The organism is Pseudomonas silesiensis (assembly GCF_001661075.1).
GTDB classification, from domain to species: Bacteria; Pseudomonadota; Gammaproteobacteria; order Pseudomonadales; family Pseudomonadaceae; genus Aquipseudomonas; species Aquipseudomonas silesiensis.
The window spans coordinates 859,759-884,278 of sequence record NZ_CP014870.1 but is presented as its reverse complement, the minus strand read 5'-3'; the positions used below and the strand labels follow the sequence as shown (position 1 = coordinate 884,278).

Sequence of the window (24,520 nt, the reverse complement as noted above, 5' to 3'; positions counted from 1 at the left end):
CTGCTTGATCCCTCTAAAGTGTGATTTGCAGCGCCAACCACTCTGGAACAGTCCTTTCGCCAATCCGACACCTGTCGGCACGGCAAGGATGGCTGAAAATTCGGATTTGACAAGCCAAGCGCTTGCTTGGTGGGCCTGGCGTGCCTTTTCGGGCACGCCAGGGACGCTTAAAGCGTGGAGAGGAAGGTGCTGTTGTTGGCTTGCCATTCGGTGATGTCGACGCGAATCCGCTTCTTGTCGAGTTTGCCGACACTGGTCTTGGGAATTTCAGTAACAAGGGCGATCTGGCTCGGGATCGCCCACTTGCTCAGGTGTCCCTGCTCCACGAACGGCTTGAGGTGCTCCTTGAGCTCCTTCGCCCCGATAACCTGGCCTTCGCGGATCACCAGCAAGGCGAACGGCCGCTCACCCCATTGCGGGTCGGCAATGCCCACCACTGCTACTTCGCGTACCGCCGGGTGGCGGCTGATCAGGTCTTCCAGGTCCAGTGAGGAAATCCACTCGCCACCGGTCTTGATCACGTCCTTGATCCGGTCGCGAATGTCGATCACCCCCATGCTGTCCAGGGTCGCCACGTCACCGGTGTGCAGCCAGCCCCCGGCCCAGAGCTCGGCGCCCTTCTGCGGCTCGTTGAAATAACCTTCGGTGAGCCACGGCGCACGCAGCACCAGTTCGCCCTGGGTCTCGCCATCGGCGGGCAGGAAGTTGCCGTCGGTGTCGACGATCGCCGCCTCCACCAGGGGCCCCGGCACTCCGGCCTTGATCCGGTATGTGGTGCGTTCGTCCTCGGTGCCGGCCATCAGCTCGTCGTTGAGGTGCGCGCACGAGACCAGCGGCCCGGTTTCCGACATGCCGTAGGCGGCGGTCAGCTGAATGTTTTTGGCCTTGGCCGCTTCGTACAACGCGCGATTCAGCGCACTGCCGCCGATGACGATTTTCCAGCCACCGAAATCCGTGCCTTGCGCCGCCTTGGAATTGAGGACCATCTGCAGGATGGTCGGCACGCAGTGGGAAAAGGTGACCTTCTCCTTGCGCCACAGCTCCACCAGATACTCCGGGTCATAGCGACCGGGATAGACCTGCTTGAGCCCGAGCATGGTCGCCACATACGGCAGGCCCCAGGCGTGCACGTGGAACATCGGGGTGATGGGCATGTACACGTCGTTGGTGCCCAGCAGCCTTACGCTGTCGATGGCGCCCATGATCGTCGACACACCCATGGTGTGCAGCACCAGTTGCCGATGGGTGAAGTACACGCCTTTGGGGTTACCGGTGGTGCCGGTGGTGTAGAAGGTGGTCGCGACCGAGTTTTCGTCGAAGTCCTGGAAGTCATACTGCGTGCTCGCCGCCGCCAGCAACTGCTCGTACTCGCCGATGAGGTTTGGCAATTCGGCGGTCTTTTCCGGCAGGTCGGTCAGCAGCAGGGTTTTCTCTACCGTGGTCAGGTGCCCGGCAATGGCGGTGTACAGCCCGACGAACTCGCTGTTGACCAGCACGAAGCGGTCCTCGGCGTGGTTCATGGTGTAGAGGATCTGTTCCGGCGAAAGGCGCACGTTGATGGTGTGGATCACCGCACCGATCATCGGGATGGCGAACATGCACTCCAGGTATCGATGGCTGTCCCAGTCCATCACCGCCACGGTATCGCCCGCCTTGACGCCGGCAGCCGTGAGTACGTTGGCCAGCCGTGCGACCCGCTCGATCAGGGTCGGATAGCTGTAGCGCAACTGGTCGCGGTAGATGATCTCGCGGGTTTTCTCGTAACGCGCGCCGGACATCAACAACCGTTTGATCAACAGCGGGTACTGGTAAGCGCCTTCGGCTGGGGGGATAACGCGAGTCTGCAACATAAGAATCCCTTTTCTGACTGCACGGTCGTGGCTGAAAGTAAGCACTCTAGTGCCCTTGTGCATCAGCCAAATCAGCCAAAGGAATGATTTGCAGAGCCGAGCAGATGATAGCGTTGCGCCAGCACCTGCAGGTATCCGGTCCAGACACGGCCCTCTGTAGGAGCCGGCTTGCTGGCGATGGCCTCACTGCGGTTATTCAGAAACACCGCGGTGACCTTTTCGCCAGCAAGCCGGCTCCTACAGATCAATGCATCTCGGTAAAGGCGAGTTTCACGCCAATGGCGATCAGCACCGCGCCCATGGTCCGGTCGAACCAATGACCCATGCGGGCAAAACCGGCGCGCACGCGCTGCTGGCTGAACAGCATCGCCACCAGGCAAAACCACACCGCCGTGGCCAGCGCCAGATAAAGGCCGTAGCCAGCCTGCACTGTCAGCGGAGTGTGTGGATTGATCACCACAGTGAACAGCGACAGGAAGAACAGCGTGGCTTTCGGGTTCAGGCCATTGGTCACGAAACCCGACGTGAAGGCGCCACGAGCCGTGCGCTCGCCTGCTTCCTTGTGCAGGTCATCCGTCACCGCCTTGGCCGGACGGGCACGCAAAGCCTTGAAGCCGATATACAGCAGATAAGCGGCGGCGGCCCATTTCAAGGCGTTGAACAACACGATCGACTGCGACACGATCAGGCCGATGCCGAGCAACGAGTAACCGACGTGCAGGAAAATCGCCATGCCGACGCCCAGCGCCGTCCAGGTGCCGGCGCGACGACCGTGGGTCACGCTTTCACGGACCACCACGGCAAAGTCAGGGCCGGGGCTGGCGACGGCGAGCAAATGAATCAGGGCAACGGTCAAGAATTCTGTCCAGTACATGGGGGCTCCTCTGGGGCAGATCGATTGAAGTAAATAAATGACCGGACGAGCTCCCTGTGGGAGCGGGCTTGCCCGCGAAAGCGGTGTGTCAGTCGCCGAAATTGTTGCCTGACACTCCCCTTCGCGGGCAAGCCCGCTCCCACAGGTTCTGCGTCTGCCATGATGATGCGTAACTGTTTGTTTCATCTGGTAGGCTCGGCAGATTACGCCTTCAGTTCAATGCACAAAAGGTACAGTTGATGACGAACTCTCACCGCGCCGTTTTCCTCGACCATCCCTCCCTGGACCTGGGCGATCTCGACCTCAGCCCGTTGCGTGCCTGTTTCAGCGAACTGCAGCTGTTCGCGCAGACCACGCCTGACCAGGTGATCGAACGCCTCAAGGGCGCCACCGTCGCCATCAGCAACAAAATCCTGATCGATGCCGATGCCATCGCCGCCAGCCCCGAACTGAAGCTGATCCTGATCACCGCCACAGGCACCAACAACGTCGACCTCGTCGCTGCCCGCGCCCATGGCATAACGGTGTGCAACTGTCAGGGTTACGGTACGCCGTCGGTGGCTCAACACACCATCATGTTGCTGCTCAATCTGGCGACCCGCCTGGCCGACTATCAGAAAGCCGTCGGCGAAGGTCGCTGGCAGCAGGCGAAACAGTTCTGCCTGCTGGACTACCCGATTGTCGAACTGCAAGGCAAAACCCTCGGCCTGCTCGGGCACGGCGAATTGGGCGGCGCGGTCGCACGGCTGGCCGAAGCGTTCGGCATGCGCGTGTTGCTGGGGCAGATTCCGGGACGCCCGGCCCGGCCGGATCGCTTGCCACTGGATGAACTGCTGCCGCAAATCGACGCGCTGACCCTGCACTGCCCGCTCAACGAACACACCCGCCACTTCATCGGTGCTGCGCAACTGGCGTCGATGAAACCCGGAGCCTTCGTGATCAACACCGCGCGCGGCGGCCTGATCGACGAACAGGCCTTGGCCGACGCCTTGCGCAACGGTCATCTGGGCGGCGCGGCCACCGACGTGCTGAGCGTCGAGCCACCGACGGCTGGCAACCCGCTGTTGGCCCATGACATCCCACGGCTGATCGTCACGCCGCACAATGCCTGGGGCAGTCGCGAAGCGCGGCAACGGATCGTTGGCCAATTGACCGAGAACGCCCGGGGATACTTCAGCGGTAAGGCGCTGCGGGTTGTCAGTTGATAAACTGCGGCACTTTTTTTCAAGGAGCAGATGATGGATCCGCGCAGTGAAGTACTGCTTCGCCAGGCTGAATTATTCCAGGGTCCGGTGTTGTTGGCCGGCTTGCCCGCCGACGACCTGCTGGGTCGTCTGCCCGATGCCCATGGCTGGTGCTGGCACGCCGGCGATCAAGCGGCGCTGGACGCGCGGTTTGCCGAGCGCAGCCATTTTGGCGTAACGGTGCCGGAGCGCGGGTTCGACGCCGCCGTGGTGTTTCTGCCCAAGTCCAAGGACCTGACCGATTACATCCTCAATGCCGTCGCTTCGCGCCTGGCCGGTCGCGAGGTGTACCTGGTCGGCGAAAAACGCAGCGGCATCGAGGGCGCGGCCAAGCAACTCAATCCCTTCGGCAAACCGCGCAAACTCGACAGCGCGCGGCATTGCCAGCTTTGGCAAGTCACCGTGGCCAATGCGCCGCAAGCCAAATCACTGGAAAGCCTGGCCCAGGAATACGAATTGCCGCTGGCGGAAGGCCCGTTGAAAGTCATCAGTCTTCCAGGAGTGTTCAGCCACGGCCGGCTGGATCGCGGCAGCGCCTTGCTGCTGGAACATCTGGACAAGTTACCGAGCGGCCATCTGTTGGACTTCGGTTGCGGTGCCGGTGTGTTGGGCGCTGCGGTGAAGCGTCGCTACCCGCACAATCTGGTGACCTTGCTCGATGTGGATGCATTTGCCGCTGCCAGCAGTCGTCTGACATTGGCTGCCAACGGCCTCGAAGCGGACGTTATTACCGGTGACGGAATCGATGCCGCCCCCATGGGTTTGAGCGCCATCCTGAGCAATCCGCCCTTCCATGTCGGGGTGCATACCGATTATCACGCCACAGAGAATTTGCTGCGAAAAGCGGCCAAACATCTGAAAAATGGTGGCGAACTGCGGCTGGTAGCGAATAGCTTCCTGAAGTATCAGCCGCTGATCGAAGAGCACCTTGGTGTGTGTGCGATCAAGGCCGAAGGACAAGGTTTCAGGATCTACCGGGCCAAGCGCGGCTGACACTTCTTTTAAAAAAAGAGGCTTGCTCAATCGGATTTGCCTAGGCAGAATCCGCTCCGTCCTAGGGGAGTAGTCTCCCACGAGCGCCATGCTCGTCCGGCATACGTCAACATACTTGGTCAACAGACCATGGCGTATGCGACCCAAGCGTCCGCATCAGACGGAACGCAGGGTTTGACAAGACCTATGACACGAACACCTTACCCGGGGCGGGAAGGCTGTACGTGTCATAGCCGTGTCGACCCGCCCCTTAGGAAAACCCTGATGCTGGATTCTTTACTCGTTCCTACCGCGATCGTTGCCTTGGCCGAAATCGGCGACAAGACGCAACTGCTCGCACTCATCCTCGCTGCCCGTTTTCGCAAGCCCTGGCCCATCATCGCCGGCATTGTCGCCGCGACCCTGGCCAACCATGCGGCAGCCGGTGTGGTAGGCGCCTGGTTCGGCAGTTTCTTCTCGGATTCGACGTTGCACTGGATCCTCGCCGCCTGCTTCGCCGCGACTGCATTGTGGACCCTGGTGCCGGACAAGATGGACGACGACGAAGCCAGCACCGCCCGCAAATTCGGACCGTTCCTGACCACGCTGATCGCGTTTTTCCTCGCGGAAATGGGGGACAAGACCCAGGTCGCCACTGTGATGCTGGCGGCGCAATACCCGGAACTGTGGCTGGTGATCATCGGCACCACCCTCGGCATGCTGATTGCCAACGTGCCGGTGGTACTGGCGGGTAACTTTGCCGCGGACAAACTGCCACTGACATTGATCCGTCGCCTGGCGGCGTCGGCGTTCCTCATCCTGGCGATTGTCGCGGTGTACAAGGCGATGCAGAGCAGTGGGTGGGTTTGATGCGTTTAGTCAGTAGCACCGCGTAACCGTTCTTCGCTGTAGGAGCGAACGGTGCGGCGATCCGACTTGCCCGCGAAGAACGATAACGCGATATATCAGGCGGACCGCATCGATCCCTTCGCGGGCAAGTCGGATCGCCGCACCGCTCGCTCCTACAGCGAAGGCGTCAGTGGCGTCACCGCATGACTATCAGGACTTCTTGGCCTGTTCGTACAACGGCATCACCTTCGGAATCGCCGCCTGCAACGAAGCAATACGACTCGACGAAGCCGGGTGAGTGCTCATGAACTCCGGTGGCGAACCTTCCGAAGCTTTGCTCATCTTGTTCCACAGGGTGATCGCGGCGTTCGGGTTGTACCCGGCGCGGGCGGCCAGTTCCAGGCCAATCAGGTCCGCCTCGTTTTCATTGGAGCGGCTGTTGGGCAGGGTCATGCCGTAGTTGGCCACGGTGTCCGCCAGCGCCAGGCTGCCCTGGCCCAGGCCGAACAAGGCACCTGCACCCTGCTTGGCCATCTCGATACCGTAAGCCTTGGACATCGCTTCCCGACCGTGTTCGCGCAGGGCGTGGGCAATTTCATGGCCCATGATCGCGGCGATTTCATCGTCGGTCAGTTTCAGGCTGTCAATCAGCCCGGTGTAGAAAAAGATCTTGCCGCCAGGCCCGCAGTTGGCGTTGAGTTCGTCGCTCTTGATCAGATTGACTTCCCACTTCCACTGTGCCGAATCCGGACGAAATTTCGGTGCCTGGGCAATCAGCCGGTCGGCGATCGCCTGGACGCGCCGGGCATCGTTGCTGGTCTTGTCCAGCACGCCTTTGCTGGTCGCCTCGCCCACCGTCTTTTGATAAGACTGGGCGTACATCTGGTTGACCTCATCAGTCGACAACATGCTGAACATGTACTGTTTGCGCTCAACGCCCACCGCGCCACCGCTGGTGGTATTGACCGACTGACAACCGGCGAGCAGCAAACCTGCGCTCAGCGCACACAAAACCAATGTCTTGCTCATCAAAAAACTCCCTGAAAACATGCCGGGTATCCTAGGCGTGGATTGGTTTCGGCGCCAGATACATCAGACATGCAGACCGATATTTTGGATAAAGCTCCCATGACTGCGGTAAAAAAACTTCAGCGGATAAGTCGATTGCCACAAAGAAGGGCGGGTCATGGATCAATCAGTTCAAGGTCTGATCCGAGGGCCCCATCGCGGCGGTGCGGCGATGGCATCAGCACAAACAACCATTAACCCGGCGTCAGACACTCCGGCCCATTAAGCTTCGGATCATTCACCATGTTCGCCAGCACCCGCTCGCGCAACGCCGTGGGCTCACTGGCAAGCAACGCCTGCAACCCATGCAGCGGTGTCTCGGGATTGAGCCAGGCCTCCTGCCCCGCCGCATCGAGAATCAACGGCCGACGCTGACTCGCTGCCGGCTGGGTGATCACAGCCGTACTCAGCCATATCTGCTCCTGCACCGGATAGGCTTCCCAGATCGCCGCAAAAAACAGCGCCGAGCCCTCCGCCGGGGTCAGCCAGTACGGACGCTTGCGGGTGGTGCCGCGCCATTCGTAGAAACCGTTGGCCGGCAGCAGACAGCGGCGCACACGCAGGGCCTCGCGGAACATCGGTTGTTCGGCCACGGTTTCGGCGCGGGCATGGGCCGGGGTGCGGGACAGGTCGGTCAGCCACGGCGGAGTCAGCCCCCAACGGGCGCGGGCCAACTCACGCTGGCCATCACTGCCGGCACGCAGCATCAACACCGAATCATTGGGAGAAATATTCCACTGGGCCTGTTGATCGGCGGGAAAACCAGGCAGGGCCGCAAAGGCGGGGTTCCAGCGAAACAGGGCATAACGTCCACACATGGGGCAGCACAACTCTAGATAAAACGAACACCAGCCTAACAGACCAGCGTGCCGGGAAAACTCTCCGGTTCATCGCCGGACAGCGGCAGCGCGGTATTGTACGCAGTGATCAGTTCCCTGGCGTAGTCAGCCTGATCGTTATCGACCGATAACCCCAGCAGGCCGAAGATCGGCAATTCGCCGCTACCCCCGACCAAATCGCGACCCACCAGATGCGCCTCGATGCCCTCGCTGGCCAGCATGCCTTGCAGCAACTCCCCTTCCATCAGGTTTTCCGGCTCATAGATTCGCTGCATGGCGTGCCCCTTTTCATTCGTTTTCGCTGTGAACTTCGAGCAACCATTCCTGCCCGTCGGTCTGCAGGACAAACGTAATGGGGCGACAACACACCGGGCAGTCCTCGATATACGTCTGATCGCCGCCAGACAAATCCAGTACGGCTTCAGCCTCTTCACCACAATACGGACATTCGTAGCGCTCGGTTTCCAGCATCGCGGTCTCCCAGGTGACTTGTGCGTATAATCGCCGGTCTATTTGCAGGGCTATTTTTGTCTGGCTACCTTTTCAGACCGTGTCCCGTTGGTTTTCGATCAAAACCTTTACTTACCCTAGCCGTTTCCAACAAGAGAGCATGATGGGCGAATTCGATGCCATCCGACCTTACGACGATAGCGAAGTCCCGGCAGTGCTGGATCGGCTGCTTGGTGACAAGGCGTTTCTAGATATCCTCATCCACTTCCGCTTCCCGCGTTATGCCGGTGCCTTCGGCTGGATGCTCAAACCTCTTATAGCTCATCGGCTGCGCCGTGAGTTCGCCGGCGTCAATTCGGTGGCCACGCTGCAGGACAAAGTCGAGTTCTACGTCGACCACACCATCGAGCGGGCCACCGATGGCGTGACGTACACCGGCGTCGAGCAGTTCAAGTCCGGCAGCGCCTATCTGTTCATCGCCAATCACCGCGACATCGTGATGGACCCGGCCTTCGTCAACTATGCCGTATACCATGCCGGCCTGCCGACACCCCGCATCGCGATTGGCGACAACCTGCTGCAAAAGCCCTTCGTCAGCGACCTGATGCGCCTGAACAAGAGTTTCATCGTGCACCGTTCGATCATCGGTCGGCGCGAGAAGATGGCGGCCTATCAATTGCTGTCGGCCTATATCAACCACTCGATCCGTAACGATTGCGCGTCGATCTGGATCGCCCAGGCCGAAGGTCGCGCCAAGGACGGCGACGATCGCACCGAATCGGCGATCCTCAAGATGTTCCACATGAGCCGCAAGGACGAGCCGTTCGGCGAGGTCATCCGCTCGCTGAACGTCACTCCGGTGTCGATCAGCTACGAGTACGACCCGTGCGACCAGGCCAAGGCCCGCGAGCTGTTCATCCGCGCCACCACTGGCAGCTACACCAAAGTGCCGGGCGAGGACGACGTGAGCATCGCCAAGGGCATCACCGGCTACAAGGGCCGCGTCCATGTGAACTTCGCCGCGCCGATCACGCAGCTGTTCGAAGACACCAAGCAATTGGCGATCGAGATGGACAAGCAGATTCTCGGCGGCTATCGGTTATTCCCGGTGCATTACCTGGCATATGCGCAGTGGAAAGACGCCGACCCACAATTGCAGGTGCCCAAAGCCACCGAAGTGTTTGCGGCCGATGAGTTGATCAAGGCGCAGGAGGAATGGCAGCGACGCCTGGAGGCATGCCCCGAGGAGCATCGCCCGTACCTGGTGCTGCAATATGCGACACCGGTGCGTAATCAGTACCGGGTCAAGGCGGGATTGCCTTTGTAAGGTAACGGCTTGATACGACAACGGCGCCCTCAGGCGCCGTTTTCTTTATCCGGGATCTTGTGCTTTAACGATCTAGACCTGTGTGCTGATCCACGACACCAGCAGAGCCAACCCCAGGCAAGCGAAACCGAAGCGGTAGAAGAACCGGTTCATGCGCAAGGTCGCCCAATCCAGGTCGGGCTCTTCGCCAGGACGACGCTGGCGTTGCGCCTCGATGCTCGCCAGCGCACGCTGCTCACGACGACGGGTCGCATGCAGCAGCCAGCTGCCAGGGAAGGCAAACAGCAAGGCCAGCAGGTTGATCAATTTGGCGGGATGGGCGGTAAACAGCGTCATCAAATGCAGCGACATCACGAACCTCGGAAAAAACAGTTGTGGCAGGCGCCGGATCGACGACCACGGCGCGGATTCTACCGAATGCCCCCCCTGCGGCGGCGCCTTTTGCGACAAATAACGCACCATTTGGCAGATTGCTGTCTGCGTCAGCCTGTCGTCCGCTACCCGCCGAACCCAACACCGCCCCCTGTAGGAGCGAGCTTGCTCGCGAAAAACGTTAAGGCAACGCGTTTATTCAGATTGCACGCGTCATCGTTCACGTCCATCGCGAGCAAGCTCGCTCCTACAGGGGGAGTGCATCATTCGTTGAGAATCTGGCCAATCGACGGATCCTTGAACAGACGCGTCAATGCATCGCTCAACACATCGCTGACCAGCTTGGTATTGGTTTCCTGATTGGGCGCCATACCGAAACGCTGGTCCAGGGATGCACCATAGCGGCCGCTGTAACGGCGGTTGGCGTTCTGCACATCGGAGCGGAAGGTCGCGCCAATGGTCGCCTCGGTCACGTACATGCCTTCCTTGGGCGATTGGTATTTAAGCTCCGCCAGGGTCACGGTGATTTGCGGCGCATTCATCGCGTTGGACGTCGGGGTAAAGCCCAGCAGACGCACGGCCGCTTCAGCCTGGGCCTGCAACTTCGGCAGGATCTGCGCGCCCTGCACCGTGATCGCGCTGGTCTCGGGGTACAAGCCACCGCGGGTGCCCAGGGTTGGCGACGGACGACCGTCCACCACGCGCACCACCACCGGCTGGCCACGACCGACCGGCGCCAGCTGCGTCGTCAGCTTGGGTTCCGGATTCAGTTGTTGCGGGCTGTGGGCGCAGCCGACCAGGGTCAAACTGGTCACAGTCATCAAACCGAACAACAGGCGTTGCAACATGCTCTTCTCTCCAGAATTCAGGCACAAACAAGCCCGCAGTATAGCGGTGCGCCCCTGCAGCGAACCAGCGCAACCATTACGGAAAAGTCTGACAAATCTTTCAGACCGCGATACCTGTCACGTACCTGTCATCGCTCATACACTTTTACGTCACGACTCGATGCCACTCTTCACAGCAGTCCCCCCAAGGTACTTCGCCATGCGTTATCTCATCTCGCTGTTCGCGCCACGCCCACTGCACCGCTGCTTCGCCCTGCTCGACCGCAATGGCCATTGCCAGGCATTCAAGCAGTGCAGCCTCCAGCCCATGGGCGATGGCTGGGTCGAAATCGAAGAAATTCGTCTCAACTGGTTGCACCATCCGCTACCCGCCAACGCCCGTGTCAGCCAGCGCCAACCCCGCGCGCGGGCTCAACATCTGTTGACCACCTGACCGAACGCCTAATAAAACTCATCAAACTCGACCATTTCCCCGCGTTTCTTCGTTACAATCTCCCCCCGATTATAAGGACGTCTCCTGATCGGGCCTCGCAGCATCGTCAATGCCCCTGGTATTGGCACCCCGCACCGCCCACAGAGAGCCGCCCACACAGATCGAGTGAAGCTGGCGCGCTTGCTGTCCCTTAGGCAAAAACCCCACTTTTCGCGAATCTGCAGAGCTGTCATTACGCTCGGTCACTGAGCTGTTTGCCCGTTTTGACTGTCATGTATTGCATGGCGGCCATCCATCCGGGCCCGGTGCCAGGCTGGGACAGCCCTTTTTGAGGTTCACGTCTTCAAAAGAGCGTGAAAAAAACGGGTTTTCACAACTTCACAAGAGTGTGGCGAGCAAATGAATAGTTTTGCGTCTGAATATGCACCATTAGCGTCTGAAACAGCCCAACGACACAGGACCGAGTATTCCTCGAACACCGGAGCCTGAAGCCTGTCCGCTACGGATTTGGTTGCACAAACGGATGTATCGACCATAAGTCGAATTGCCAACCGCGTGTCGAAGTGAGTTCATAACTCTTTTGGACCCGGCCGGTAGCGTCCGTCGAAGTTGCGAAAAATTGCGAAGATTCGGACATGGCGATCCTGCCATGGGTACTTGGGGCATCACTGACACGCCCCGTAACGCCTGGCAGCCATGCCGACAATTTGGTGCTGCAGATTTTGGAGACGCGTTAAATGGCGCATAACGAAGCAGTCGACGTAGTACTGGTTGGGGCCGGCATCATGAGTGCCACCCTGGCTGTACTGCTCAAAGAGCTCGACCCCGCGATCAAGCTGGAAGTCGTCGAGCTGATGGATTCCGGTGCCGCGGAGAGTTCGAACCCGTGGAACAACGCCGGGACCGGCCACGCCGGGCTATGCGAGCTCAACTACACGCCGCAGGCCGCCGACGGCACCGTCGACATCAAGAAAGCCGTGCACATCAATACCCAGTTCGAGGTGTCGAAGCAGTTCTGGACCTACCTGACCAAAAAGAGCACCTTCGGCTCGTCCAGGACCTTCATCAGCCCGGTGCCGCACCTGAGCTTCGTCCAGGGTGACGCTGGCGTTTCCTTCCTCAAGGAACGCTTCGAGTTGATGAGCAAGCATCACGCCTTCGCGGACATGGAATACACCGAAGACAAGGCCACCATGGCCGAGTGGATGCCGCTGATGATGCCAGGCCGGCCGGCCGACGAAGTCGTCGCCGCCACCCGCGTCATCAATGGCACCGACGTCAATTTCGGCGCCCTGACCAATCAATTGCTCAAGCACCTGACCAGCGCACCCGATGCCCAGGTCAAGTACTGCAAGCGCGTCACCGGCCTGAAGCGTAACAACGGTGGCTGGACCGTCAGCATCAAGGACGTCAACAGCGGCAACACCCGCGAAGTCGATGCCAAATTCGTCTTCCTCGGCGCCGGCGGCGCGGCATTGCCGCTGTTGCAGGCTTCGGGCATCGAAGAAAGCAAAGGCTTCGGCGGCTTCCCGATCAGCGGCCAGTGGCTGCGTTGCGACAACCCGGAGGTGGTCAAGCACCACCAGGCCAAGGTCTACAGCCAGGCAGCAGTCGGTTCGCCACCCATGTCGGTGCCGCACCTGGACACCCGTGTCGTAGACGGCAAGAAGTCCCTGCTGTTCGGGCCATACGCCGGTTTCACCACCAAGTTCCTCAAGCACGGCTCGTTCATGGACCTGCCGATGTCGGTTCGCGCCGGCAACATCGGCCCGATGCTGGCGGTGGCGAAAAACAACATGGACCTGACCAAGTACCTGGTGAGCGAAGTCATGCAGTCGATGGAGCAGCGCCTGGAATCCCTGCGTCGCTTCTACCCTCAGGCGAAAGCCGAAGACTGGCGCCTGGAAGTGGCTGGCCAACGGGTGCAGATCATCAAGAAAGATCCGAAGAAAGGCGGCGTCCTGCAGTTCGGTACCGAACTGGTCGCAGCCAAGGACGGTTCCCTTGCTGCCCTGCTCGGTGCTTCGCCCGGTGCTTCGGTGACGGTTTCGATCATGCTTGAGCTGATCGAAAAATGCTTCCCGAACAAGGCCTCCAGCGAATGGGCTGCCAAACTGGCGGAAATTTTCCCGGCACGGGAAAAGGTTCTGGAAACCGATGCTGCGCTGTATCGCAAGATCAATGTGCAGAACAACATTGCACTGGAACTGGTTGAAGCCAGCAGCGAGACCGAAAGCTACGCTTGATTCGGTTGCACAAAAAACGCCCCGTTTTCATTGAAGACGGGGCGTTTTTTTATGTGCGGTTAAATAATTTGTGGCGAGCACATGTGGTTAACCGCGAGCCTTCTCGATCAACTCGATGTAATCGGCCGCATTGCGCTGATCCTTGATCAAAGCAACGAAGTCATTACCGTGCTCATCCTTGCCGTCCAGATCCAGACCGGCTTCGACGAAGAACGTCAGAAAACGCTCGAAATCATCGATGCGCAGTCCGCGATAAGCCTTGATCAGCTTGTGCAGCGACGGCGAAGTGGCATCGACCGGCTCAAAATCGAGGAACAGCTTGATCTGCGCATCACCGATCTCGTCACCAATCACTTGCTTCTTATCTTTACGCATTGCCGACTCCAGCCTGACATTTCACGGGGCGGGCAGTTTACCCCTCACATGGCGCCGGGCTCAACGCGGACGAACACTGCCGGTGTGCAGATCGGCCCAGACATGGCCGTTGGCATAGCTGAGGAACTGGCAATACACCGTGTCGTTACGCAACAGGTCGATCACCACCCGATACTGGGTCATCGGATAAAACAGCGTCAGAGTTTTGCTCTTGTCGTCGTAGACCGGCTTTTTCAGGCTTTTGCTTTCGCCATCGAAGTTGATCAGTACCTGGTTGATGGTTGCGCCCTTGTTCAAGGGTTTGCCCTTGAGGCGGATCAGTAAGGGGGACGTGACCGGAATCGGCTGCTGGTTGGACTGGCGCTGGCTGCCCACCACCACGGCGTAGTCGGTGACCTGCAGCAGTTGTTGCTGCTCGGGAGCCGCGTCACGCAGGGTCAGGTCATCCGGGGGCAGAAACTGCGCGTGCATCGGCGCCGGAGCGGCGGCAAGGGGCAAACTGAGGGTCAGCAACAGGGCGGCGCAGCTGCGGATCAATAGACTCATGACGGGCTCCGGAGACGTGGCCGAGCACTCTACCATGGGCGTATGACAGTGGATTGGTGAACACGAAACCACTGTGGGAGCGAGCTTGCTCGCGATAGCGGACTGTCAGTGGACATCATCATTGCCTGACGCACCGCTATCGCGAGCAAGCTCGCTCCCACAGGGTGAAACTCAATCGAACTGCGCGCGCATCCAGGCGTGATATTCGGCAACACCAGGCTCGCCTTCACGCGGCGCCCACGGCGCCAGCTCACCCTCACCGACCGGACGATAAGGACCGGCCTTGCACTCGAACATCAAACTGTCGGCTTCCAGCACCACCAAGCCATGAAACACGCCGGTCGGCAGGTCCACGCCCACACAGTCGCCACCGGCTTGCAGGATTTGCTTCTTCACCACCACGCCGGACTCGTCGAAAATCAACAGACCAAGCCGCCCCTTGAGGACCAGTAAGGTCTCGGCTTTGTTATCGCCCAGATGACGGTGAGGCGGGATGTAGGTGTCCGGTTGCAACCCTACGGCCATGCGGTGACAGGCATCTTCCATCTGATGAAAGTTGTGATGCTGACGCCCACGAGGATTCGCCGCGGCTTTCTCGGCCAATTCAGTGAACAGGGTTTGATCAAGAAAGCTCGGCGTGGTCATCTGCTTACATTCCTTTAACAGCAAAAATCCCGTTGGCGTTGCGCCAGTAGCCTTTGTAGTCCATGCCGTAACCGAAGATGTAACGGTCGATGCACGGCAGGCCGACGAAATCGGCTTTCAGGTCCGGGCGGGCCTTGCGGTCGTGGTCCTTGTCGATCAGCACGGCGGTGTGCACTTTGCGCGCGCCGGCGTGTTTGCAGAAGTCGATGATCGCGCCCAGGGTGTGACCTTCGTCGAGGATGTCGTCGATGATCAGCACGTCACGGTCGATGAACGAGACTTCCGGCTTGGCTTTCCAGAACAGGTCGCCGCCGCTGGTTTCGTTGCGATAACGGGTGGCGTGCAGGTAGGACGCTTCCAGCGGGAATTGCAAATGCGTGAGCAGCTTGCCGGCGAAGATCAGCCCGCCGTTCATCACGCAGAACACCACCGGATTGCTCTCGGCCAACTGGTCGTTGATGTGTGCACCGACGCGGGCGATGGCCGCCTCGACTTCAGCTTCGGTGTACAGGCAGTCAGCCTCTCGCATGATTTGACGGATATGCTCGAGATCAGCGGACATGGCGCTCTCCAGGGGGACGGATACGGAAAAGCGGGCAAAGGTACGCATCCCGCACGGCCAGATCAAGCGTTTGTGGACTAACGTTCTGAATGTCTATAGGACAACACCCTCGGATAGATTAATCTAGGCCGGTTTTTTTGCCCGCCGCCGGAGCCTTTCCCATGCCCATCCTCGAGATCCGCCATCCGCTGATCCGTCATAAACTTGGCCTTATGCGCCGCGCCGACATCAGCACCAAGAATTTCCGTGAGCTCGCTCAGGAAGTCGGCGCCCTGCTGACCTACGAAGCCACCAAAGACCTGCCGCTGGAAACCTACGATATCGAAGGTTGGGCCGGCACCGTGTCGGTGGAGAAAATCGCCGGCAAGAAAATTACCGTGGTACCGATCCTGCGCGCCGGTATCGGCATGCTCGAAGGCGTGCTCAGCCTGATCCCGGGCGCCAAGGTCAGCGCCGTGGGCGTGGCCCGCAACGAACAGACCCTGCAAGCTCATACCTACCTGGAAAAACTGGTCCCGGAAATCAACGAACGCCTGGCGATGATCATCGACCCGATGCTCGCCACCGGCAGTTCCATGGTCGCCACCATCGACCTGCTGAAGAAAGCCGGGTGCCGCGACATCCGCGCCATGGTGCTGGTCGCTGCACCAGAAGGCATCGCCGCCGTGGAGAAGGCTCACCCGGACGTGACCATCTACACCGCTTCCATCGATGAAAAATTGAATGAACACGGTTACATCATCCCAGGCTTGGGCGATGCCGGTGACAAGATCTTCGGTACCAAGCAGAAGGACGCGTGACCATGCAGGATGAGTTCAACGATCCGCTCTGGCGCACGGTGCTGTCTGGTGCGCAGATGCTGTTCGTGGCGTTCGGGGCGTTGGTATTGATGCCGCTGATTACCGGCCTCGATCCGAACGTGGCACTGTTCACTGCTGGCCTTGGGACGATTCTGTTTCAGATCGTCACCGGGCGTCAGGTGCCCGTGTTCCTGGCGTCGAGCTTTGCCTTTATTACCCCGATCATTCTCGCCAAGGGCCAATTCGGACTCGCAGCGACCATGGGCGGTATCATGGCGGCAGGCTTCGTCTACACCTTCCTCGGCCTGGCAGTGAAAATCAAAGGCACCGGTTTCATCGACCGTTTGCTGCCCCCGGTGGTGATTGGCCCGGTCATCATCTCCATCGGCCTGGCCATGGCGCCGATTGCCGCGAACATGGCGATGGGCAAGTCGGGCGACGGCGCCGAGCTGATTCATTACCAGACGGCGATGTTGATCTCGATGCCGGCGTTGCTGACCACCCTGATCGTCGCGGTGTTCGGCAAAGGCATTTTTCGCCTGGTGCCGATTATCTCCGGCGTGCTGGTGGGCTTTGCGATGGCGTTCTATTTCGGCGTGGTCGATACCGCGAAGATCGCCGCCGCTCCCTGGTTTGCGATTCCACACTTCACCGCGCCGGAGTTCAACTGGCAGGCGATTCTGTTCATCGTCCCGGTGGCATTGGCGCCGGCCATCGAGCATATCGGCGGCGTGATTGCCGTGGGCAGCGTGACCGGTCGCGACTACCTGAAGAAGCCCGGCCTGCACCGCACGTTGCTCGGTGACGGGATTGCGACCACCGCCGCCGGCCTGTTTGGCGGTCCGCCTAACACCACGTACGCCGAAGTGACGGGCGCGGTGATGCTGACCAAGAACTACAACCCGAAAATCATGACCTGGGCGGCGATCTTCGCCATCAGCCTGGCATTCGTCGGCAAATTCGGTGCGCTACTGCAAAGCATCCCGGTGCCGGTGATGGGCGGGATTCTGTGCCTGTTGTTCGGCTCGATCGCGGCGGTGGGGATGAACACCCTGATCCGCCATAAAATCGACCTGGGCGAGGCGCGCAATCTGGTGATTGTCTCGGTAACACTGGTGTTCGGGATTGGCGGCGTGCTGGTCGGCACCGGCACTGGCCCGGACGACTTCGGCCTCAAAGGCATCGCGCTGTGCGCGGTAACGGCGATTGCGCTGAACCTGTTGCTGCCGGGCAATGACAGCTGGAAGCACAAGAAGGCGGATGAGACGCTGTTGTAAGGCAGAGATTTTTGTTGCTGCTTGAGACGCCTTCGCCGGCAAGCCGGCTCCTACAGGTTTTGTGTCGATCACACGACCTGTGTAGGAGCCGGCTTGCCGGCAAAGCTTCTAAAGCGCCAGTGGCGCCCGCTCGCACAAGGCGCTCAACGCCCGCGCCCACTGCGGATCATCATTGAGGCACGGCACCAGCACCAACTCCTCTCCCCCCGCTTCACGGAACTGCTCCTTCCCGCGATCACCAATTTCCTCAAGCGTCTCAATGCAATCGGCGACAAATGCCGGGCACATCACCAGCACTTTTCTCACGCCCATTCCAGCCAACTCATCAAGGCGCGCTTCGGTGTAGGGGTCAATCCATTTGGCCCGACCCAGACGCGACTGAAACGACACCGACCACTTGCCGTCCGGCAAGCCCATGCGTTTGGCAAACTCCGCCGCCGTTCGCAGGCACTGACCGCGATAACAGGTCGCGACCACTTCCGGTGGCGCACTGGCGCAACAATCGCCGCCGCCCTCGAAACAGTGGCCTGGGTTGAGTTTCTTCAGGTGCCGCTCGGGCAAGCCATGGAAGCTCAACAACAAGTGATCGAAATCCTGCTGCAGATGAGGCCTGGCACTGGCAACCAGCGCGTCAAGGTATTCCGGCTGGTCGTAGAACGGCTGAAGAATGGAGAACTGAACATCGAGGTTGTGCTCACGCACGACCCGTTTGGCTTCTTCGATCACCGTCGTCACCGTGCTGTCGGCGAACTGCGGGTACAGGGGCGCCAGGGTGATACGTTTGATCCCCTGCCCCGCCATGCGCACCAGCGTCGACTCGATCGACGGCTCGCCGTAGCGCATCGCCAGTTCCACCGGGCCGTGGGTCCATTGCGCGGTCACGGCCTGTTGCAGGCGACGGCTGAGCACCACCAGCGGCGAGCCCTCTTCCCACCAGATCGAGGCATAGGCGTGGGCCGATTGTTCCGGCCGCTTGAACAGGATCAGCGAAACCAATAACCGTCGCACCGGCCATGGCAAGTCGATCACATAAGGGTCCATCAGAAATTGATTGAGGTAACTGCGCACATCGGCCACCGAGGTGGAGGCAGGCGAGCCCAGGTTGACCAGAAGCAATGCGTGATCGGTCATGCAACGTCCTATTTCAGAGGCGGCTGGACAGATCGTCCAGAGCCGCGCGCAAATCAGTGAACCGAAAGGTGAATCCCGCTTGCAGCAAGCGAGCCGGTACAGCCTTCTGGCCGCCTAGCAACAGCAATGACAGCTCGCCCAGACAGACTTTTAACGCCAGGGCCGGCATCGGCATGAACGACGGGCGGTGCAGCACGCTGCCCAACGTCTTGGCGAACTCGTGATTGCGCACCGGCTGGGGCGCGCAGGCATTATAAGGACCGCTGGCGTCATTCCGATGCAGAAGAAAATCAATCAGGGCGATTTGATCGTTGATATGGATCCACGGCATCCACTGTCGACCGTTGCCGATCGGCCCGCCCAGCCCCAGTTTGAACGGCACCAGCAGCCGCGACAAAAAGCCGCCCTCGGCCGACAGTACCAGCCCGGTACGAATCAGGATCACGCGAATGCCCAAGGCTTCGGCACGCTGCGCGGTCTCCTCCCAGGCGATGCACAACTGACTGGCGAAATCATCGATGACCGGAGGCGATTGCTCGGTCAATTCCCGTTCGCCTCCATCGCCATACCAGCCGATGGCGGAGCCCGAGATCAATACCTGCGGTTTCTGCTCGCGGCTTTCGAGCCAGGCCAGCATCGTTTCGGTCAGTGTGATCCGGCTGCTCCAGAGCAACGCCTTGCGCTTGGTGGTCCATGGCCGGTCGGCAATCGGCGCCCCCGCCAGATTGATAACGGCATCGACGGTTTCCTGCCCAAGGTCTTCGAACAGTGCGACACCACGCACCTGTGCCCCGCAAATTTTTGCGACTTTTTCCGGCGTGCGGCTCAAGACCGTCAGACGATGCCCCTGACTCAACCAGTGTCGGCAGAGCTGACGTCCTATCAAACCAGTACCGCCGGTCAGCAATATGTGCATGACTACTTCCTCGCGTGGCGTTTAACCCTGATCACTAGTCTATTTTTATAAGCAGGGATCTTTGGTATCGAGCAGGTCTGTGTTTAACAATAGGCCAAGCTGTCAGATCGAGAACGCTAAAAGTTATACCAAAAAACAATATTGTACAGGTTTAATCCACGGCGTAGTCTGTACAGAAAGGTAAACGAGGCCCCTATGACTGTACCTATCGCAATCATCGGCACCGGCATCGCCGGACTATCAGCCGCCCAGGCCCTTACGGAGGCCGGGCATGTCGTTCAACTTTTCGATAAAAGCCGCGGCAGTGGCGGACGCATGTCGAGCAAACGCAGCGATGCGGGGGCTCTGGACCTGGGCGCGCAATATTTCACCGCCCGCGATCGTCGCTTCGTCACGGAAGTCCAGCGTTGGCAAGCCAACGGCTGGGTCGCCGAGTGGACGCCGCAGCTCTACACCTACCACGGCGGCCAACTCAATCTTTCGCCGGACGAACAGACCCGCTGGGTCGGTACGCCCCGTATGAGCGCCATCACCCGCGGCCTGCTTGGCGATCTGGAAGTGCAGTTCGCCTGCCGGATCACCGAGGTCTATCGTGGCGAAGAGCACTGGCATCTGCAGGATGCCGAAGGCTTCACCCACGGCCCGTTCGGCCATGTAGTAATCGCCACGCCGGCACCGCAGGCCACCGCGCTGCTGGCCTCCGCGCCGAAGCTCGCCGGGGCCGCTGCCGGGGTGAAAATGGACCCGACCTGGGCTGTCGCACTGGCCTTCGAAACGCCGCTGGACACGCCCATGGAAGGCTGCTTCGTGCAAGACAGCCCGCTCGACTGGCTGGCCCGCAACCGCAGCAAACCTGGGCGCGACAACACCCTGGACACTTGGGTCCTGCATGCCACCAGTGCCTGGAGCCGGCAGCATATCGACCTGTCCAAGGAAGCGGTGATCGAGCAATTGCATGGCGCATTCGCCGAATTGCTGCATGACGCCATGCCCGCTCCAACCTTCAGCCTTGCCCATCGCTGGCTCTACGCCCGCCCTGCCACCAGCCATGAATGGGGCGTGCTGGCCGATGCCGATCTGGGTCTTTACGTGTGCGGCGACTGGTGTCTGTCCGGACGGGTCGAAGGTGCCTGGCTCAGCGGTCAGGAAGCTGCCAGGCGGTTGCACGCGCACCTGCAGTAAATGTCGGTAATGGCTGGTTTGTCGGATTGCCGCTCCGCAGCGAAGGTGCCATGAAGAACACCGCATGGCTTGAATCCTTTCGCCGGCAAGCCGGCGCCTACAGGAGATGTCTTCGCAGGAAATTGGGGTTAGCATGGAAAACTTATACAAATAATTTGACTTGTACACCTTTGAATCTATGATGGAGCACATGTTGTACAGAGCAAAAAATCTGTACAGGTCTGGATTCGAGGTGCCCCCGATGCCCTGCCCCACCGTGAAACCTAAAATCGCCATCAGCGCCTGCCTCATGGGTGCCGAGGTGCGCTTCAACGGCGGGCACAAGCAATCGCGGCTGTGCAGCCACACCCTCACTGACTACTTCGATTTCGTCCCGGTGTGTCCGGAAGTTGCCATCGGCCTCGGCATTCCGCGCCAACCCATCCGCCTGGTGGGTAGCCCCGAACAACCCGATGCCATCGGCACAGTCGATCCCGCTCTCAACGTCACTCGGCCACTGGCGGGCTATGGCCGGCAAATGGCGGCCGAGCTCAGCGATATCTGCGGCTACATCTTTATGCAGAAATCCCCGTCATGCGGACTGGAACGGGTCAAGGTCTACCACGCCAACGGGGCGCCAGTGGACGGCGGCGGTCGCGGTATCTACGCCCAGGCGTTTTGCGCCCTGCATCCGGATTTGCCGGTGGAAGAAGAGGGTCGGCTCAACGACCCGGTGCTGCGGGAAAACTTCCTGACCCGCGTATTCGCCTACAGCGCCTGGCAGCAGTTGCGGCAAGCAGGCCTGACCCGCCACGGCCTCACGGACTTTCACTCGCGCTACAAATACCTGTTGATGGCCCACAACCCGGTGCAATACAAAACCTTGGGCAATCTGTTGGGCAACATGGGCCAGACCGATCCCGGCGAACTGGGCCCACGCTATTTCAGCGAACTGATGGCCGCCTTGAAAAAATGCGCCACGCGCCGCACCCACACCAATGTCTTGCAGCACATCAGTGGTTACCTGAAACAAGCGATCAGCGCTGAAGACAAGCAGGAAGTGCAGCACGTCATCGGCCAGTACCGTCAAGGCATCGTGCCGCTGGTGGTGCCGCTGACCCTGCTCAAACATTATTTTCGCCAGCATCCGGACCCCTACATCGCGCAGCAGGTTTACCTGCAACCGCACCCGGAAAATCTCAGCCTGCGAAACGCGATCTGATGAAAACCCCACTCGACACCGGCGCCAGAGCAGACGTGGGCGCCGACTTCGCAAAGGCCCTCGATGAAGGCTGGCTGCCCATTCGTGAGGTGGCTCGCCAGACTGGCGTCAATGCCGTGACCCTGCGCGCCTGGGAACGGCGATATGGCCTGATTGTGCCGCAACGTACGCCCAAAGGGCATCGGTTGTTCCGCGCCGAACATGTTCAACGCATCCTGACGATTCTTACCTGGCTCGATCGCGGCGTTGCCGTCAGCCAGGTCAAGCAATTGCTCGACACCCCCCAGGCGTTTACCGAATCGGTTGAAAACGATTGGCATGTGCTGCGCCACACACTGCTGCACGCGGTGACTCAACTGAGCGAACGCACCCTCGATGACACCGTCAACCAGGCCATGGCGCTGTATCCACCGCGAATCGTGTGCGAACAACTGCTGATGCCGTTGCTGGCGGAGCTGGAACAACGTTGGCAAGGCCAGTTCGGCGCGCAGATGGAGCGCGTGTTTTTTTATTCCTGGCTTCGCAGCAAGTTCGGCGCCCGCATCTACCATAACAACCGGCAGTTGCGCAGCGCGCCGCTGCTGTTGATCAATCACTCGGACTTGCCGCTGGAACCCCACCTGTGGCTGACCGCCTGGTTGATCAGCAGCGCCGATTGCCCGGTGGAGGTGTTCGACTGGCCGCTGCCTGCCGGTGAACTCGCGCTTGCGGTCGATCACCTGAAAGCACGCGGTGTACTACTGTACTCCAGTAAAGCGATGAACCTTTCACAGCTGACGAAACTTTTGAATGGCGTCAGTTGCCCAAAAATGATTGCAGGACCCACGGTGCGCATCCACCACACCGAGTTGTCCGCAAGAGCCACCGTGACTGCTGACGTGTTCCTGGCCGAAGATCCGTTATCGGCTCACCAGGAACTGGTCCAGCGCGGGCTCATTTAATTGTTATCCATGGACACCACCATGCAATTGATCTGGCTGCGCAGCGACTTGCGCCTACATGACAACACCGCCCTCTCGGCCGCTGCAGCGCGGGGTCCGAGCGTGGCGGTGTATCTGCTGAGTCCGGAACAATGGCGAGAGCATGACGATGCGCCGTGCAAAGTGGATTTCTGGCTGCGCAACCTGAGCGAGTTAAGCCACGCACTGAACGAACTGAATATTCCCTTGTTGATCCGCCAGGCAGCACGCTGGGATGACGCTCCGAATGTTTTGCTCGAGCTTTGTCAGCAGTTGGCGATTGATGCGGTACACGTCAACGAGGAATACGGCATTCATGAAACCCGCCGGGACCTGGCGGTGGCTGACGCGCTGAAGAGCCGGGGCATCGAGTTTCACAGCTATCTCGACCAGCTGTTGTTCAAGCCCGGGAGCGTCCTGACCAGGACCGGCACGTATTTCCAGGTGTTCAGCCAGTTCCGCAAGGTGTGCCATGAACGCCTGCATCATGCGCTTCCGAGCCTGGTGCACGCCCCAAGGGTGCAAGCATCCTTGAGCATCAAACCGGACAAGATCCCCGCAGACATCGAGGGCTTCGACTCGCCCGGTGACAGCTTGCGCGCCCTCTGGCCAGCGGGTGAATGCGAAGCCCGGCGCCGCCTCGACACTTTCACCGACGCCCGGATCCACTACTACGAAAGCGAGCGGGACTTCCCGGCCAAACCCGGCACCAGCCAGCTTTCGGCCTACCTCGCTGCAGGCGTGATATCCCCTCGACAATGCCTGCATGCGGCCCTGCAAAGCAATCAGGGTGAATTCGAAAGCGGCAACGTGGGCGCCGTCACCTGGATCAATGAGTTGCTGTGGCGCGAGTTCTACAAACACATTCTGGTGGGCTACCCACGGGTGTCCCGTCACCGCGCCTTCCGCCCGGAAACCGAGGCCCTGGCCTGGCGCCATGCGCCTGAAGAACTCCTGGCCTGGCAGCAAGCACGCACCGGCCTGCCCATCATCGATGCGGCCATGCGCCAATTGCTTGAAACCGGCTGGATGCACAATCGTCTGCGTATGGTCGTGGCGATGTTTCTGACCAAGAACCTGCTGATCGACTGGCGCGAAGGCGAACGCTTTTTCATGCGCCACCTGATCGATGGCGACCTTGCGGCGAACAACGGCGGCTGGCAGTGGAGTTCATCCACCGGCACCGATTCGGCGCCGTATTTCCGGATTTTCAACCCGTTGAGCCAGTCGGTAAAATTTGACGCCGAGGGCGTATTCATCAAGCACTGGCTGCCGGAATTGGCCGGACTGAGCAAAAAAGAAGTGCACGACCCGGCAAACCTCGGCGGGCTGTTTGGTGTGGCAGGTTATCCGTTGCCAATCGTCAATCTTAGTGAGTCCCGCGCGCGAGCGTTGGCGGCGTTCAAGAATCTACCGTCGCGGCAGAACGCAGGAGCCGGGGATGAGTGATCGCCTGCGCAGGAAAGTACATGGCTACCGGGATTGCTTCGATGCCCGGGCACTATTTATGAACATTTACCCGTATTGGGCCAGTCGTGTGCCTGGCTGAAAAGG

Annotated in this window: 27 protein-coding genes and 1 riboswitch; of the genes, 13 read left to right on the top strand and 14 right to left on the bottom strand. The window is 60.0% G+C overall.

Annotated elements, in window-relative coordinates:
• Positions 1 to 167: 167 nt before the first annotated feature.
• Together PMA3_RS03935 and PMA3_RS03930 are read right to left on the bottom strand one after the other, a co-directional pair.
• Positions 168 to 1,850, bottom strand: a complete 1,683-nt coding sequence (locus PMA3_RS03935) for a fatty acid--CoA ligase (RefSeq protein WP_064675941.1) — start codon at positions 1,848 to 1,850, stop codon at positions 168 to 170.
• A gap of 244 nt (positions 1,851 to 2,094) precedes the next feature.
• On the bottom strand, positions 2,095 to 2,724 hold the full coding sequence (locus PMA3_RS03930) for a LysE family translocator (RefSeq protein WP_064675940.1): 630 nt from the start codon (positions 2,722 to 2,724) through the stop codon (positions 2,095 to 2,097).
• A 239-nt stretch (positions 2,725 to 2,963) separates the two neighbouring features.
• Between PMA3_RS03930 and PMA3_RS03925 the strand changes: the two genes are divergently transcribed.
• From PMA3_RS03925 to PMA3_RS33395, 4 genes are all read left to right on the top strand, one after another.
• Positions 2,964 to 3,929: a 2-hydroxyacid dehydrogenase gene (locus tag PMA3_RS03925; protein ID WP_064675939.1), complete on the top strand. Its 966-nt coding sequence runs from the start codon at positions 2,964 to 2,966 to the stop codon at positions 3,927 to 3,929.
• A gap of 33 nt (positions 3,930 to 3,962) precedes the next feature.
• Positions 3,963 to 4,961 carry a class I SAM-dependent methyltransferase gene (locus PMA3_RS03920; protein ID WP_064675938.1) on the top strand — a complete coding sequence of 333 codons (999 nt, stop codon included), beginning with the start codon at positions 3,963 to 3,965 and terminating at the stop codon, positions 4,959 to 4,961.
• A 51-nt stretch (positions 4,962 to 5,012) separates the two neighbouring features.
• Positions 5,013 to 5,137, top strand: a riboswitch (yybP-ykoY riboswitch).
• An 88-nt stretch (positions 5,138 to 5,225) separates the two neighbouring features.
• Positions 5,226 to 5,810 (top strand): TMEM165/GDT1 family protein, encoded by a 585-nt coding sequence (locus PMA3_RS03915; protein WP_064675937.1) that lies wholly within the window; start codon positions 5,226 to 5,228, stop codon positions 5,808 to 5,810.
• 51 nt (positions 5,811 to 5,861) lie between these two features.
• Positions 5,862 to 5,996, top strand: coding sequence for a hypothetical protein (locus tag PMA3_RS33395; RefSeq protein WP_257784580.1), 135 nt, complete (start codon positions 5,862 to 5,864; stop codon positions 5,994 to 5,996).
• Positions 5,997 to 5,999: 3 nt separating this feature from the next.
• Here the strand turns inward: PMA3_RS33395 and PMA3_RS03910 are convergent, their stop codons facing one another.
• The 4 genes from PMA3_RS03910 to PMA3_RS03895 all read right to left on the bottom strand — a co-directional run bounded on the left by PMA3_RS03910 (position 6,000) and on the right by PMA3_RS03895 (position 8,167).
• Complete coding sequence (locus PMA3_RS03910; RefSeq protein WP_064675936.1) at positions 6,000 to 6,818, bottom strand: M48 family metallopeptidase; 819 nt, start codon at positions 6,816 to 6,818, stop codon at positions 6,000 to 6,002.
• Between the two features lie 233 nt (positions 6,819 to 7,051).
• A complete protein-coding gene (locus tag PMA3_RS03905) occupies positions 7,052 to 7,675 on the bottom strand; it encodes an SOS response-associated peptidase (protein WP_064675935.1) in 624 nt (207 codons plus the stop codon).
• 35 nt (positions 7,676 to 7,710) lie between these two features.
• Positions 7,711 to 7,971, bottom strand: a complete 261-nt coding sequence (locus tag PMA3_RS03900; RefSeq protein ID WP_064675934.1) for a putative signal transducing protein — start codon at positions 7,969 to 7,971, stop codon at positions 7,711 to 7,713.
• A 13-nt stretch (positions 7,972 to 7,984) separates the two neighbouring features.
• Positions 7,985 to 8,167 carry a CPXCG motif-containing cysteine-rich protein gene (locus PMA3_RS03895; protein WP_008153387.1) on the bottom strand — a complete coding sequence of 61 codons (183 nt, stop codon included), beginning with the start codon at positions 8,165 to 8,167 and terminating at the stop codon, positions 7,985 to 7,987.
• A 139-nt stretch (positions 8,168 to 8,306) separates the two neighbouring features.
• Between PMA3_RS03895 and PMA3_RS03890 the strand changes: the two genes are divergently transcribed.
• Positions 8,307 to 9,473 (top strand): 1-acyl-sn-glycerol-3-phosphate acyltransferase, encoded by a 1,167-nt coding sequence (locus PMA3_RS03890; RefSeq protein ID WP_064675933.1) that lies wholly within the window; start codon positions 8,307 to 8,309, stop codon positions 9,471 to 9,473.
• Positions 9,474 to 9,545: 72 nt separating this feature from the next.
• On the opposite strand, the gene PMA3_RS03885 is transcribed toward PMA3_RS03890, so the two are convergent.
• Positions 9,546 to 9,824: a hypothetical protein gene (locus tag PMA3_RS03885; protein ID WP_064680613.1), complete on the bottom strand. Its 279-nt coding sequence runs from the start codon at positions 9,822 to 9,824 to the stop codon at positions 9,546 to 9,548.
• A 284-nt stretch (positions 9,825 to 10,108) separates the two neighbouring features.
• Positions 10,109 to 10,693 (bottom strand): YajG family lipoprotein, encoded by a 585-nt coding sequence (locus PMA3_RS03880; RefSeq protein ID WP_064675932.1) that lies wholly within the window; start codon positions 10,691 to 10,693, stop codon positions 10,109 to 10,111.
• A gap of 199 nt (positions 10,694 to 10,892) precedes the next feature.
• Between PMA3_RS03880 and PMA3_RS03875 the strand changes: the two genes are divergently transcribed.
• Together PMA3_RS03875 and mqo are read left to right on the top strand one after the other, a co-directional pair.
• Positions 10,893 to 11,126: a hypothetical protein gene (locus PMA3_RS03875; RefSeq protein ID WP_064675931.1), complete on the top strand. Its 234-nt coding sequence runs from the start codon at positions 10,893 to 10,895 to the stop codon at positions 11,124 to 11,126.
• A gap of 737 nt (positions 11,127 to 11,863) precedes the next feature.
• Positions 11,864 to 13,372, top strand: coding sequence for a malate dehydrogenase (quinone) (gene mqo, locus PMA3_RS03870; protein WP_064675930.1), 1,509 nt, complete (start codon positions 11,864 to 11,866; stop codon positions 13,370 to 13,372).
• 87 nt (positions 13,373 to 13,459) lie between these two features.
• Here mqo and PMA3_RS03865 read toward each other — a convergent pair whose 3' ends face one another.
• From PMA3_RS03865 to PMA3_RS03850, 4 genes are all read right to left on the bottom strand, one after another.
• Positions 13,460 to 13,747, bottom strand: coding sequence for a PA4642 family protein (locus tag PMA3_RS03865; protein WP_064675929.1), 288 nt, complete (start codon positions 13,745 to 13,747; stop codon positions 13,460 to 13,462).
• Between the two features lie 60 nt (positions 13,748 to 13,807).
• Positions 13,808 to 14,293: a hypothetical protein gene (locus PMA3_RS03860; protein WP_064675928.1), complete on the bottom strand. Its 486-nt coding sequence runs from the start codon at positions 14,291 to 14,293 to the stop codon at positions 13,808 to 13,810.
• 171 nt (positions 14,294 to 14,464) lie between these two features.
• A complete protein-coding gene (locus PMA3_RS03855; protein WP_064675927.1) occupies positions 14,465 to 14,938 on the bottom strand; it encodes a WbuC family cupin fold metalloprotein in 474 nt (157 codons plus the stop codon).
• A 4-nt stretch (positions 14,939 to 14,942) separates the two neighbouring features.
• Positions 14,943 to 15,500 (bottom strand): hypoxanthine-guanine phosphoribosyltransferase, encoded by a 558-nt coding sequence (locus tag PMA3_RS03850; RefSeq protein WP_064675926.1) that lies wholly within the window; start codon positions 15,498 to 15,500, stop codon positions 14,943 to 14,945.
• A gap of 161 nt (positions 15,501 to 15,661) precedes the next feature.
• Here PMA3_RS03850 and upp point away from each other — a divergent pair, with 161 nt between their 5' ends.
• Together upp and PMA3_RS03840 are read left to right on the top strand one after the other, a co-directional pair.
• Positions 15,662 to 16,300 (top strand): uracil phosphoribosyltransferase, encoded by a 639-nt coding sequence (gene upp, locus PMA3_RS03845; protein WP_064675925.1) that lies wholly within the window; start codon positions 15,662 to 15,664, stop codon positions 16,298 to 16,300.
• Between the two features lie 2 nt (positions 16,301 to 16,302).
• Positions 16,303 to 17,577 carry a uracil-xanthine permease family protein gene (locus tag PMA3_RS03840; RefSeq protein ID WP_064675924.1) on the top strand — a complete coding sequence of 425 codons (1,275 nt, stop codon included), beginning with the start codon at positions 16,303 to 16,305 and terminating at the stop codon, positions 17,575 to 17,577.
• 108 nt (positions 17,578 to 17,685) lie between these two features.
• Here PMA3_RS03840 and hemH read toward each other — a convergent pair whose 3' ends face one another.
• Both hemH and PMA3_RS03830 read right to left on the bottom strand, forming a co-directional pair.
• Complete coding sequence (gene hemH / locus PMA3_RS03835; RefSeq protein WP_064675923.1) at positions 17,686 to 18,708, bottom strand: ferrochelatase; 1,023 nt, start codon at positions 18,706 to 18,708, stop codon at positions 17,686 to 17,688.
• 13 nt (positions 18,709 to 18,721) lie between these two features.
• Positions 18,722 to 19,624, bottom strand: a complete 903-nt coding sequence (locus tag PMA3_RS03830) for a TIGR01777 family oxidoreductase (RefSeq protein WP_064675922.1) — start codon at positions 19,622 to 19,624, stop codon at positions 18,722 to 18,724.
• Between the two features lie 195 nt (positions 19,625 to 19,819).
• On the opposite strand from PMA3_RS03830, the gene PMA3_RS03825 reads away from it, so the two are divergent.
• The 4 genes from PMA3_RS03825 (at position 19,820) to phrB (ending at position 24,415) form a co-directional block, all read left to right on the top strand.
• A complete protein-coding gene (locus PMA3_RS03825; RefSeq protein WP_064675921.1) occupies positions 19,820 to 20,806 on the top strand; it encodes an NAD(P)/FAD-dependent oxidoreductase in 987 nt (328 codons plus the stop codon).
• 241 nt (positions 20,807 to 21,047) lie between these two features.
• Positions 21,048 to 22,007: a YbgA family protein gene (locus tag PMA3_RS03820; protein WP_064675920.1), complete on the top strand. Its 960-nt coding sequence runs from the start codon at positions 21,048 to 21,050 to the stop codon at positions 22,005 to 22,007.
• Positions 22,007 to 22,948, top strand: coding sequence for a MerR family transcriptional regulator (locus tag PMA3_RS03815; protein WP_064675919.1), 942 nt, complete (start codon positions 22,007 to 22,009; stop codon positions 22,946 to 22,948). The genes PMA3_RS03820 and PMA3_RS03815 overlap by 1 nt, the downstream gene beginning before the upstream one ends.
• Positions 22,949 to 22,969: 21 nt before the next feature.
• A complete protein-coding gene (phrB, locus tag PMA3_RS03810; protein ID WP_064680612.1) occupies positions 22,970 to 24,415 on the top strand; it encodes a deoxyribodipyrimidine photo-lyase in 1,446 nt (481 codons plus the stop codon).
• Positions 24,416 to 24,520 lie beyond the last annotated feature (105 nt).

What these genes read in the sequence shown, in the direction of transcription:
- PMA3_RS03935 (WP_064675941.1), bottom strand. Translation starts at nt 1,850, where the DNA reads ATGTTGCAGACTCGCGTTATCCCCCCAGCCGAAGGCGCTTACCAGTAC.
- PMA3_RS03930 (WP_064675940.1), bottom strand. Translation starts at nt 2,724, where the DNA reads ATGTACTGGACAGAATTCTTGACCGTTGCCCTGATTCATTTGCTCGCC.
- PMA3_RS03925 (WP_064675939.1), top strand. Translation starts at nt 2,964, where the DNA reads ATGACGAACTCTCACCGCGCCGTTTTCCTCGACCATCCCTCCCTGGAC.
- PMA3_RS03920 (WP_064675938.1), top strand. Translation starts at nt 3,963, where the DNA reads ATGGATCCGCGCAGTGAAGTACTGCTTCGCCAGGCTGAATTATTCCAG.
- PMA3_RS03915 (WP_064675937.1), top strand. Translation starts at nt 5,226, where the DNA reads ATGCTGGATTCTTTACTCGTTCCTACCGCGATCGTTGCCTTGGCCGAA.
- PMA3_RS03910 (WP_064675936.1), bottom strand. Translation starts at nt 6,818, where the DNA reads ATGAGCAAGACATTGGTTTTGTGTGCGCTGAGCGCAGGTTTGCTGCTC.
- PMA3_RS03905 (WP_064675935.1), bottom strand. Translation starts at nt 7,675, where the DNA reads ATGTGTGGACGTTATGCCCTGTTTCGCTGGAACCCCGCCTTTGCGGCC.
- PMA3_RS03900 (WP_064675934.1), bottom strand. Translation starts at nt 7,971, where the DNA reads ATGCAGCGAATCTATGAGCCGGAAAACCTGATGGAAGGGGAGTTGCTG.
- PMA3_RS03895 (WP_008153387.1), bottom strand. Translation starts at nt 8,167, where the DNA reads ATGCTGGAAACCGAGCGCTACGAATGTCCGTATTGTGGTGAAGAGGCT.
- PMA3_RS03890 (WP_064675933.1), top strand. Translation starts at nt 8,307, where the DNA reads ATGATGGGCGAATTCGATGCCATCCGACCTTACGACGATAGCGAAGTC.
- PMA3_RS03885 (WP_064680613.1), bottom strand. Translation starts at nt 9,824, where the DNA reads ATGTCGCTGCATTTGATGACGCTGTTTACCGCCCATCCCGCCAAATTG.
- PMA3_RS03880 (WP_064675932.1), bottom strand. Translation starts at nt 10,693, where the DNA reads ATGTTGCAACGCCTGTTGTTCGGTTTGATGACTGTGACCAGTTTGACC.
- PMA3_RS03875 (WP_064675931.1), top strand. Translation starts at nt 10,893, where the DNA reads ATGCGTTATCTCATCTCGCTGTTCGCGCCACGCCCACTGCACCGCTGC.
- mqo (WP_064675930.1), top strand. Translation starts at nt 11,864, where the DNA reads ATGGCGCATAACGAAGCAGTCGACGTAGTACTGGTTGGGGCCGGCATC.
- PMA3_RS03865 (WP_064675929.1), bottom strand. Translation starts at nt 13,747, where the DNA reads ATGCGTAAAGATAAGAAGCAAGTGATTGGTGACGAGATCGGTGATGCG.
- PMA3_RS03860 (WP_064675928.1), bottom strand. Translation starts at nt 14,293, where the DNA reads ATGAGTCTATTGATCCGCAGCTGCGCCGCCCTGTTGCTGACCCTCAGT.
- PMA3_RS03855 (WP_064675927.1), bottom strand. Translation starts at nt 14,938, where the DNA reads ATGACCACGCCGAGCTTTCTTGATCAAACCCTGTTCACTGAATTGGCC.
- PMA3_RS03850 (WP_064675926.1), bottom strand. Translation starts at nt 15,500, where the DNA reads ATGTCCGCTGATCTCGAGCATATCCGTCAAATCATGCGAGAGGCTGAC.
- upp (WP_064675925.1), top strand. Translation starts at nt 15,662, where the DNA reads ATGCCCATCCTCGAGATCCGCCATCCGCTGATCCGTCATAAACTTGGC.
- PMA3_RS03840 (WP_064675924.1), top strand. Translation starts at nt 16,303, where the DNA reads ATGCAGGATGAGTTCAACGATCCGCTCTGGCGCACGGTGCTGTCTGGT.
- hemH (WP_064675923.1), bottom strand. Translation starts at nt 18,708, where the DNA reads ATGACCGATCACGCATTGCTTCTGGTCAACCTGGGCTCGCCTGCCTCC.
- PMA3_RS03830 (WP_064675922.1), bottom strand. Translation starts at nt 19,624, where the DNA reads ATGCACATATTGCTGACCGGCGGTACTGGTTTGATAGGACGTCAGCTC.
- PMA3_RS03825 (WP_064675921.1), top strand. Translation starts at nt 19,820, where the DNA reads ATGACTGTACCTATCGCAATCATCGGCACCGGCATCGCCGGACTATCA.
- PMA3_RS03820 (WP_064675920.1), top strand. Translation starts at nt 21,048, where the DNA reads ATGCCCTGCCCCACCGTGAAACCTAAAATCGCCATCAGCGCCTGCCTC.
- PMA3_RS03815 (WP_064675919.1), top strand. Translation starts at nt 22,007, where the DNA reads ATGAAAACCCCACTCGACACCGGCGCCAGAGCAGACGTGGGCGCCGAC.
- phrB (WP_064680612.1), top strand. Translation starts at nt 22,970, where the DNA reads ATGCAATTGATCTGGCTGCGCAGCGACTTGCGCCTACATGACAACACC.